This is a genomic window from Streptomyces sp. NPDC096193, assembly GCF_040302905.1.
Lineage (GTDB): Bacteria > Actinomycetota > Actinomycetes > Streptomycetales > Streptomycetaceae > Streptomyces.
Map to the genome: position 1 here is coordinate 26438 of NZ_JBEOSJ010000042.1, position 9261 is coordinate 35698.

A 9261-nucleotide genomic window follows, 5' to 3' on the forward strand; every position below is an offset into this window, starting at 1 on the left:
ATGTCGCGTCTCGGCAACATCGGCGCCAGGCTCTACCGCGGCGAGGTCGGTTACGACTTCGTCGGCAAGCGGAAGATCTGGTACGGCCTCTCGATCCTGATCACCATCACGGCCATCGTCGGCCTGGCGGTACAGGGCCTGAACATGGGCATCGAGTTCAAGGGCGGTGCCGTCTTCAACACCGCGAAGACGAACGTGTCCGTCGCGCAGGCCGAGGAGTTCGCGGAAGCGGCCTCCGGCCATGACGCCATCGTCCAGCAGCTCGGCAACGACACCCTGCGCATCCAGGTCAGCGACCTGGACACCAAGCAGGCCGACGCGGTCGCCACCAAGCTCGCCGCCGATCTGGACATGAACAAGAACCAGATCGACCAGGAGCTCGTCGGTCCGAGCTGGGGCAAGCAGATCGCCAACAAGGCATGGACCGGCCTCGGCGTCTTCATGATCCTCGTGGTCATCTATCTGGCGATCGCCTTCGAGTGGCGCATGGCCATCGCCGCCCTGATCGCCCTGATCCACGACATCACGATCACGGTGGGCATCTACGCCCTGGTCGGATTCGAGGTCACCCCGGGCACCGTGATCGGTCTGCTGACCATTCTCGGTTACTCGCTGTACGACACCGTGGTCGTCTTCGACAGCCTCAAGGAAGGCACGAAGGACATCACCAAGCAGACCCGGTGGACCTACAGCGAGATCGCCAACCGGTCCATCAACGGCACCCTGGTGCGGTCGATCAACACCACGGTCGTCGCGCTGCTGCCGGTCGCCGGTCTGCTCTTCATCGGCGGTGGGTTCCTCGGCGCCGGCATGCTCAACGACATCTCGCTGTCGCTCTTCGTCGGCCTCGCCGCCGGTGCGTACTCCTCGATCTTCATCGCCACGCCGCTCGTCGCCGACCTCAAGGAGCGCGAGCCGCAGATGAAGGCCCTGAAGAAGCGGGTCCTCGCCAAGCGCGCGGCCGCCGCGGCCAAGGGCGAGTCCACGGACCAGGCCGAGGAGCCCCACGGGCCGTCGGACGAGGTGCCGGACGACGCCGCGACGGCGGGCGCCGTCGTCGGACCACGGGGTCGTGGCCGCGGCCGCCCCTCGGGCAGGCGTCGATGACCGACGGCGTGCAGGAACTGCTGCTGAGCCGTATCCGCGACGTACCGGACTACCCGAAGCCCGGCGTGGTGTTCAAGGACATCACGCCCCTGCTGGCGGACCCGAAGGCCTTCACGGCCCTCACCGACGCGCTCGCCGAAGGGTGCGAGCGGCACGGGGCCACCAAGGTCGTCGGACTGGAGGCGCGGGGGTTCATCCTCGGCGCCCCGGTCGCGGTACGCGCGGGGCTGGGCTTCATCCCCGTACGCAAGGCGGGCAAGCTCCCCGGAGCGACGCTGTCGCAGGCGTACGAGCTGGAGTACGGCAGCGCCGAGATCGAGGTGCACGCCGAGGACCTGCGGACGGGCGACCGTGTGATGGTCATCGATGACGTGCTCGCCACCGGCGGTACCGCCGGGGCGGCGGTGGAACTGATCCGTCGCAGCGGGGCCGAGGTCGCGGGCATCGCGGTCCTGATGGAACTGGGCTTCCTCGGCGGCCGGGACCGCCTGGAGCCCGTGCTGCGGGGAGCTCCGCTGGAGTCCCTGATCACCATCTGAAGCCGTACGGCCGTCCGTGGGCGTCCCGGGATCTCCCGGGGCGCCCACCGGTCTGTTCCGGCCTCGTGGGCACCGGGACAGCGAGGTCGATACCATGGCCTTTCCGGACCTGACCGGGGGACCCGGAACCGCACGAGGAGCGCTCTTGCCAGACGAGGCCCAGCCCGCCGCCGCGCAGCCCGACCAGAAGGCCGACAAGGCCGCGGCAGCCCCTGTCACGCCCGAGACCCAGCCGGCCGACAAGAAGGCGAAGCCTGCTGCGCCCGAGCGGAGCGGGACGGGTGTCGCTCCGGTCGACGTCCGCCAGCCGGCGTCGGCCAGGGGCGCTGCCACCGGTGAGTCCGCGGCGAGTGCGAACGGCGCGTCTCCCACGCCCGCTCCGAAGCCCCCGGCTCCCACGCCGGCCCCGGCCCCGAGGCCCACTCCCGCCGCCGTGCCGCGCAGCACCGGCTCCTCGAACCGGGTGCGCGCGCGTCTCGCCCGGCTCGGCGTGCAGCGCTCGTCGCCGTACAACCCCGTCCTGGAACCGCTGCTGCGGATCGTGCGCAGCAACGACGCCAAGATCGAGACGGCGACACTGCGCCAGATCGAGCGCGCCTACCAGGTCGCCGAGCGCTGGCACCGGGGCCAGAAGCGCAAGAGCGGCGACCCGTACATCACACATCCGCTCGCCGTGACCACCATCCTCGCCGAGCTCGGTATGGACCCGGCGACCCTGATGGCCGGTCTGCTGCACGACACCGTCGAGGACACCGAGTACGGCCTGGACACCCTGCGCCGCGACTTCGGCGACCAGGTCGCCCTCCTCGTCGACGGTGTCACCAAGCTGGACAAGGTCAAGTTCGGCGAGGCCGCGCAGGCGGAGACCGTGCGCAAGATGGTCGTCGCCATGGCCAAGGACCCGCGCGTCCTGGTCATCAAGCTGGCCGACCGGCTGCACAACATGCGCACGATGCGCTATCTCAAGCGGGAGAAGCAGGAGAAGAAGGCCCGCGAGACCCTTGAGATCTACGCGCCCCTGGCCCACCGGCTGGGCATGAACACCATCAAGTGGGAGCTGGAGGACCTCGCCTTCGCGATCCTCTACCCGAAGATGTACGACGAGATCGTGCGGCTGGTGGCCGAGCGCGCCCCCAAGCGCGACGAGTACCTGGCCATAGTGACCGACGAGGTCCAGTCCGACCTGCGGGCCGCCCGGATCAAGGCCACCGTCACCGGCCGGCCGAAGCACTACTACAGCGTCTACCAGAAGATGATCGTCCGCGGCCGGGACTTCGCGGAGATCTACGACCTGGTCGGCATCCGCGTCCTCGTCGACACCGTCCGCGACTGCTACGCGGCGCTCGGCACCGTCCATGCGCGATGGAACCCGGTCCCCGGCCGGTTCAAGGACTACATCGCGATGCCGAAGTTCAACATGTACCAGTCGCTGCACACCACGGTGATCGGTCCCAACGGCAAGCCCGTCGAGCTCCAGATCCGCACGTTCGACATGCACCGCCGTGCCGAGTACGGCATCGCCGCGCACTGGAAGTACAAGCAGGAACCGTCCGCCGGGGCCTCCAAGGTGCGCACCGACGTGCCGAAGAAGGCCGGCAAGGACGACGCCGTCAACGACATGGCGTGGCTGCGCCAGTTGCTGGACTGGCAGAAGGAGACCGAGGACCCCTCGGAGTTCCTGGAGTCACTGCGTTTCGACCTCTCGCGCAACGAGGTCTTCGTCTTCACGCCGAAGGGCGACGTCATAGCGCTGCCGGCCGGCGCCACGCCCGTCGACTTCGCGTACGCGGTGCACACGGAAGTGGGCCACCGCACCATAGGAGCGCGGGTCAACGGGCGGCTCGTACCGCTCGAATCCACCCTGGACAACGGCGATCTGGTCGAGGTCTTCACCTCCAAGGCCGAAGGCGCGGGCCCCTCGCGCGACTGGCTCGGCTTCGTCAAGTCACCGCGGGCCCGCAACAAGATCCGCGCGTGGTTCTCCAAGGAGCGCCGCGACGAGGCCATCGAGCACGGCAAGGACGCCATCGCGCGGGCCATGCGCAAGCAGAACCTGCCGATCCAGCGCATCCTCACCGGCGACTCGCTCGTCACGCTCGCGCACGAGATGCGCTACCCCGACATCTCGTCGCTGTACGCGGCGATCGGCGAGGGTCATGTCGCGGCGCAGGGCGTCGTGCAGAAGCTCGTGCAGGCCCTCGGCGGCGAGGAGGCGGCGAACGAGGACATCGCCGAGAGCACCCCGCCCTCGCGCAGCCGCTCCAAGCGCCGCTCCAGCGCCGACCCGGGCGTGGTCGTCAAGGGCGTCGAGGACGTGTGGGTCAAGCTCGCCCGGTGCTGCACGCCCGTGCCCGGCGACCCGATCATCGGCTTTGTCACCCGCGGCAGCGGCGTATCGGTTCACCGCGCGGACTGCGTCAACGTCGACTCGCTGTCCCAGGAACCGGAGCGCATCCTCGAGGTCGAGTGGGCACCCACCCAGTCGTCGGTCTTCCTGGTCGCCATCCAGGTCGAGGCGCTGGACCGGTCGCGGCTGCTGTCGGACGTCACCCGGGTGCTGTCCGACCAGCACGTCAACATCCTGTCCGCGGCCGTCCAGACCTCCCGCGACCGGGTGGCCACCTCGCGCTTCACCTTCGAGATGGGCGACCCGAAGCACCTCGGGCACGTGCTGAAGGCGGTCCGCGGCGTGGAGGGTGTCTACGACGTCTACCGGGTGACCTCGGCCCGCCGCCCCTGACCCGGCCCCCGGAGCCGAGCAGCACCGGACCAGCAGAGACAGGACACACGAAAGGGCCTCCCGTACACCGCGTACGGGAGGCCCTTTCGGTGTGCGGCCTGTCAGCCGCCGAACTCCTCCAGGCCCTTCAGCGCCTGGTCCAGCAGCGCCTGCCGGCCCTCGAGTTCCTTCGCCAGCTTGTCCGCCTTGGCGTTGTTGCCCGCGGCGCGCGCCGCGTCGATCTGGCCGCGCAGCTTGTCCACGGCGGCCTGGAGCTGTCCGGTCAGACCCGCGGCACGCGCACGCGCCTCGGGGTTCGTCCGGCGCCACTCGGTCTCCTCGGACTCCTGCAGAGCCCGCTCGACGGCGTGCATGCGGCCCTCGACCTTGGGACGGGCGTCCCGCGGCACATGGCCGATGGCCTCCCAGCGCTCGTTGATGGCGCGGAAGGTGGCACGCGCCGCCTTCAGGTCCGACACCGGGACGAGCTTCTCCGCCTCGGCGGCGAGCTCCTCCTTGAGCTTGAGGTTCTCCGCCTGCTCGGCGTCCCGCTCGGCGAAGACCCCACTGCGGGCCGCGAAGAAGACGTCCTGGGCGCCGCGGAAGCGGTTCCACAGGTCGTCCTCGGCCTCGCGCTGCGCACGGCCCGCGGCCTTCCACTCCGCCATCAGCTCGCGGTAGCGGGCCGCCGTGACGCCCCAGTCGGTGGAGCCGGACAGCGACTCGGCCTCGGCGACCAGCCTCTCCTTGGTCTTGCGGGCCTCCTCGCGCTGCGCGTCCAGCGAGGCGAAGTGCGCCTTGCGGCGCTTGGAGAACGCCGACCGGGCGTGCGAGAAGCGGTGCCACAGCTCGTCGTCGGACTTCCGGTCGAGCCGCGGCAGGCCCTTCCAGGTGTCCACCAGCGCGCGCAGGCGCTCACCGGCCGCCCGCCACTGCTCGCTCCGGGCCAGCTCCTCGGCCTCGTTGACCAGGGCTTCCTTGGCGTGCCGTGCCTCGTCGCTCTGCTTGGCGCGCTGGACCTTGCGCTCCTCGCGGCGCTTCTCGACCGACTCCACCAGCGCGTCGAGACGCTTGGCCAGCGCCTCGAGATCGCCGACGGCGTGATGCTCGTCCACCTGCTGGCGCAGATGGTCGATGGCCTGCTGGGCATCCTTGGCCGAGAGATCGGTGGTCTTCACCCGACGCTCGAGGAGGCCGATCTCGACCACCAAGCCCTCGTACTTGCGCTCGAAATAGGCCAGAGCCTCTTCGGGAGTCCCGGCCTGCCACGATCCGACGACCTTCTCGCCGTCGGCTGTACGCACGTACACGGTGCCCGTCTCGTCGACACGGCCCCACGGGTCGCTGCTCACAGCGCCTCCTCCACCTGATGCCGCGAGGGGGTTCGCCCCCCGGGCATCGTCCACAGTTTCCAGGGCGGGCACGGCCCGCCTTCCGCAGCGCGAAGCCGGCCGCGCTGCACAACGCCAATCTAGGCGACCGGCCGCCCGGCTGTCCGCACTCAGCGCGGCTGAAATTCCCCGCTCACACCTTGGGGACGGCCGCCTTCTCAATGGTGACGGCCGTTTTCGGGGCCCCGTCCCCGCCGCCGCTCGCGACTCCGGCCTTGGCCACCTTCTCGACGGCCTTGAGGCCGGCGGCGTCCATCTTTCCGAACGGTGTGTACGTCGGCGGCAGTTTGGTCGCCTTGTAGACGAGGAAGAACTGGCTTCCGCCGGAGTTCGGCTGACCGGTGTTGGCCATCGCCACAGTGCCGGCCGGATAGGTCACCGAGCCGTCGGCGGCCGCCTTGCCGAGAGCGGTCAGGTTCTCGTCGGGAATCGTGTACCCGGGCCCGCCGGTGCCGTCGCCCTTCGGGTCGCCGCACTGGAGCACGAAGATGCCCTGTGTGGTCAGCCGGTGGCACTTCGTGCCGTCGAAGAACCCCTTGTCCGCGAGCGCCTTGAACGAGTTCACGGTGCGCGGGGTCTTCGCCGCGTCCATCGCGATCCTGATGTCGCCCTGGTTCGTCGTCAGGTCCAGCGAGTACTTCGCCTTCTTGTCGATCGAGAGGGCGGGTTCGGGGCTCGTGGCCTCGGAGGGGGTGGGGGAGGCGCTGGGCGAGGTGGTGCTGTCGTCGCCCGCGGTCTGCCCGTCGGTCTTGCTGTCGCCGTCGGACAGGCCCACCGAGGCGTAGGCGGCCGCACCCGCGGCGAGCACCACGGCCAGTGTCGCCGCGATGACCGTGTTCCGCTGCTTCCTCTTGCGTGACTGTGCCCGACGCTGCTGCTGGCGCTCGAACTTCTCCCTGGCGAGCTGCCGCCGCCGCTGATCGCTGCTGACCACCGGGTCTTCTCCTTGTAGTCGTACGTCTGATGCCGACCGGCCGAGTGTGCCCGTACCGTATACGGGTTGGCTGTGGGAGGAGCAGCGCCGGTAGGCTCTGATCTGCTGCATTTCGAGGCAGCGAGAACTCTCTCCACGACCACACTGAGGACGATCGTGCTTATTGCCGGGTTCCCCGCCGGGGCCTGGGGGACCAACTGTTACCTGGTCGCCCCCGCCGCCGGCGAGGAGTGCGTGATCATCGATCCGGGTCACCAGGCCGCCGAAGGTGTCGCCGAGGCGGTCGCGAAGCACCGGCTCAAGCCCGTCGCCGTCATCCTCACCCACGGCCACATCGACCATGTCGCCTCGGTCGTCCCGGTGTGCGGCGCGCACGACGTGCCCGCGTGGATCCACCCCTCCGACCGGTACATGATGAGCGACCCGGAAAAGTCGCTCGGCAGGTCGATCGGCATGCCGCTGATGGGCGAGCTGACCGTGGGAGAGCCGGACGACGTCAGGGAACTGACCGACGGCGCGAAGCTGCGCCTCGCCGGACTCGACTTCTCGGTCGCGCACGCGCCCGGCCATACCAAGGGGTCGGTGACCTTCGGCATGCCCGAGGCCGCGGACATCCCGTCCGTGTTCTTCTCGGGGGACCTGCTGTTCGCCGGCTCCATCGGACGCACGGACCTGCCGGGCGGTGACATGGACGAGATGCTCGCGTCGCTGGCACGTGTGTGCCTGCCGCTCGACGACTCGACCGTGGTCCTGTCCGGACACGGCCCCCAGACGACCATCGGCCGAGAGCGCGCCACCAATCCCTATCTGCGGGAAGTGGCCGACGGCCTCGGGAGCCAGGCGGCTCCCCGACGAGGAATGTGACGAGAGAAGCTCCGTGAGCACTTTTCAGGCCCCGAAGGGCACGTACGACCTGATCCCGCCCCGGTCCGCGAAGTTCCTGGCGGTCCGCGAGGCGATCTCCGCACCGCTGAAGAATTCCGGCTACGGCTACATCGAGACGCCCGGCTTCGAGAACGTCGAGCTGTTCGCGCGCGGCGTCGGTGAGTCCACCGACATCGTGAGCAAGGAGATGTACGCCTTCGAGACCAAGGGCGGCACCAAGCTCGCCCTGCGCCCCGAGGGCACCGCCTCCGTGCTGCGCGCCGCCCTGGAGGCCAACCTCCACAAGGCCGGCAACCTCCCCGTCAAGCTCTGGTACTCCGGCTCGTACTACCGCTACGAGCGGCCGCAGGCGGGGCGCTACCGTCACTTCTCGCAGGTCGGTGCCGAGGCGATCGGCGCCGAGGACCCGGCACTGGACGCCGAGCTGATCATCCTGGCCGACCAGGCGTACCGCACGCTCGGCCTGCGCGAGTTCCGCATCCTGCTCAACTCACTTGGCGACAAGGAGTGCCGCCCGGTCTACCGCGACGCCCTCCAGGGCTTCCTGCGCGACCTCGACCTCGACGAGGACACCCGGCGCCGGATCGAGATCAACCCGCTGCGGGTGCTCGACGACAAGCGCGCCGACGTCCAGAAGCAGCTCGTGGGCGCGCCGATGCTGCGCGACTACCTGTGCGACGCGTGCAAGGCGTACCACGAGGAGGTGCGCGAGCTGCTGACGGCGGCCGGTGTGGCCTTCGAGGACGACGAGAAGCTGGTCCGCGGTCTGGACTACTACACGCGTACCACCTTCGAGTTCGTCCACGACGGACTCGGCTCGCAGTCCGCGGTCGGCGGCGGCGGCCGCTACGACGGTCTCTCCGAGATGATCGGCGGCCCCGAACTCCCGTCCGTCGGCTGGGCTCTGGGCGTGGACCGTACGGTCCTGGCGCTGGAGGCGGAGGGCGTCGAGCTCGAACTCCCCGCCACTACCAGCGTGTTCGCCGTCCCGCTGGGCGAGGAGGCGCGGCGCGTGCTCTTCGGCGTCGTCACCGAGCTGCGCAGGGAGGGCATCGCCACGGACTTCGCGTTCGGCGGGCGGGGCCTGAAGGGCGCCATGAAGAGCGCGAACCGCTCGGGCGCGCGGTACACGATCGTCGCGGGTGAGCGCGACCTCGCGGACGGCGTGGTCCAGATCAAGAACATGGAGTCCGGCGAGCAGAGCGCCGTGGCGCTGGGCCTCGTCGTGGAGGAACTGCGCGGCCGCCTGGCCTCATAGCCCGGCGTCAACCCGGCGGGAGTTTTCTCCTCCTGCCGTGCGAGGCCGATTCGGACGGGTCGGCGGGCGGTTTCCGGGCGTCGTGCCGGCGCCGGAGACCGCCACGTCACCTCCCGTCGCCCGGGGCCGTAGCGCCCGGCGGCGCCGCGGAACACCTTCCCGCGGCGCCACCGGTGCGCCCGTGCTCATGTCCGGCGAACGGCGGACACCGGCGCCGGTGCGGCAGAATGACCGTGCCCGAGCAGGCTACGAAGCGATGGAACGGCGATATGACGACTGCGGCGGTGGACGACGTGTCCTCAGACGAGCGAGCGGACGGCTCCGCGCGCACGATCGGTGCCGGCCGGGCGTTCGCCTGGCTTCTGGTGATCACGGGTGCGGCGGGTCTGCTGGCTTCGTGGGTCATCACGATCGACAAGTTCAAGCTG

7 protein-coding genes and 1 pseudogene are annotated in these 9261 nt (G+C 69.8%); 6 read left to right on the plus strand and 2 right to left on the minus strand.

From position 1 onward, the window contains the following. The 3 genes from secF to ABTX78_RS34450 all read left to right on the plus strand — a co-directional run bounded on the left by secF (window position 1) and on the right by ABTX78_RS34450 (window position 4386). On the plus strand, window positions 1-1107 hold the full coding sequence (gene secF / locus ABTX78_RS34440; RefSeq protein ID WP_352210714.1) for a protein translocase subunit SecF: 1107 nt from the start codon (window positions 1-3) through the stop codon (window positions 1105-1107). Further along, window positions 1104-1646 carry an adenine phosphoribosyltransferase gene (locus ABTX78_RS34445; RefSeq protein WP_352210715.1) on the plus strand — a complete coding sequence of 181 codons (543 nt, stop codon included), beginning with the start codon at window positions 1104-1106 and terminating at the stop codon, window positions 1644-1646. The genes secF and ABTX78_RS34445 overlap by 4 nt, the downstream gene beginning before the upstream one ends. 145 nt (window positions 1647-1791) lie before the next feature. Continuing rightward, window positions 1792-4386: a RelA/SpoT family protein gene (locus ABTX78_RS34450; RefSeq protein ID WP_352210716.1), complete on the plus strand. Its 2595-nt coding sequence runs from the start codon at window positions 1792-1794 to the stop codon at window positions 4384-4386. Between the two features lie 101 nt (window positions 4387-4487). Here the strand turns inward: ABTX78_RS34450 and ABTX78_RS34455 are convergent, their stop codons facing one another. Together ABTX78_RS34455 and ABTX78_RS34460 are read right to left on the minus strand one after the other, a co-directional pair. After that, the gene (locus ABTX78_RS34455) at window positions 4488-5717 is read right to left on the minus strand and encodes a DUF349 domain-containing protein (protein WP_352210717.1); all 1230 of its coding nucleotides are present in this window, start codon (window positions 5715-5717) and stop codon (window positions 4488-4490) included. A 172-nt stretch (window positions 5718-5889) separates the two neighbouring features. Then, on the minus strand, window positions 5890-6690 hold the full coding sequence (locus tag ABTX78_RS34460; RefSeq protein ID WP_352210718.1) for a peptidylprolyl isomerase: 801 nt from the start codon (window positions 6688-6690) through the stop codon (window positions 5890-5892). A 156-nt stretch (window positions 6691-6846) separates the two neighbouring features. On the opposite strand from ABTX78_RS34460, the gene ABTX78_RS34465 reads away from it, so the two are divergent. The 3 genes and pseudogenes from ABTX78_RS34465 to ABTX78_RS34475 all read left to right on the plus strand — a co-directional run. After that, the gene (locus ABTX78_RS34465; RefSeq protein ID WP_352210719.1) at window positions 6847-7554 is read left to right on the plus strand and encodes an MBL fold metallo-hydrolase; all 708 of its coding nucleotides are present in this window, start codon (window positions 6847-6849) and stop codon (window positions 7552-7554) included. A 13-nt stretch (window positions 7555-7567) separates the two neighbouring features. Further along, window positions 7568-8833, plus strand: a complete 1266-nt coding sequence (hisS, locus tag ABTX78_RS34470) for a histidine--tRNA ligase (protein WP_352210720.1) — start codon at window positions 7568-7570, stop codon at window positions 8831-8833. 269 nt (window positions 8834-9102) lie between these two features. Then, window positions 9103-9261 (plus strand): annotated as a pseudogene (locus tag ABTX78_RS34475) (vitamin K epoxide reductase family protein); the annotation flags it as partial.

Bases quoted from the DNA above. Each gene is read 5' to 3' on its own strand.
- ABTX78_RS34445 (WP_352210715.1), top strand. From the start codon at position 1,104: ATGACCGACGGCGTGCAGGAACTGCTGCTGAGCCGTATCCGCGACGTA.
- secF (WP_352210714.1), top strand. From the start codon at position 1: ATGTCGCGTCTCGGCAACATCGGCGCCAGGCTCTACCGCGGCGAGGTC.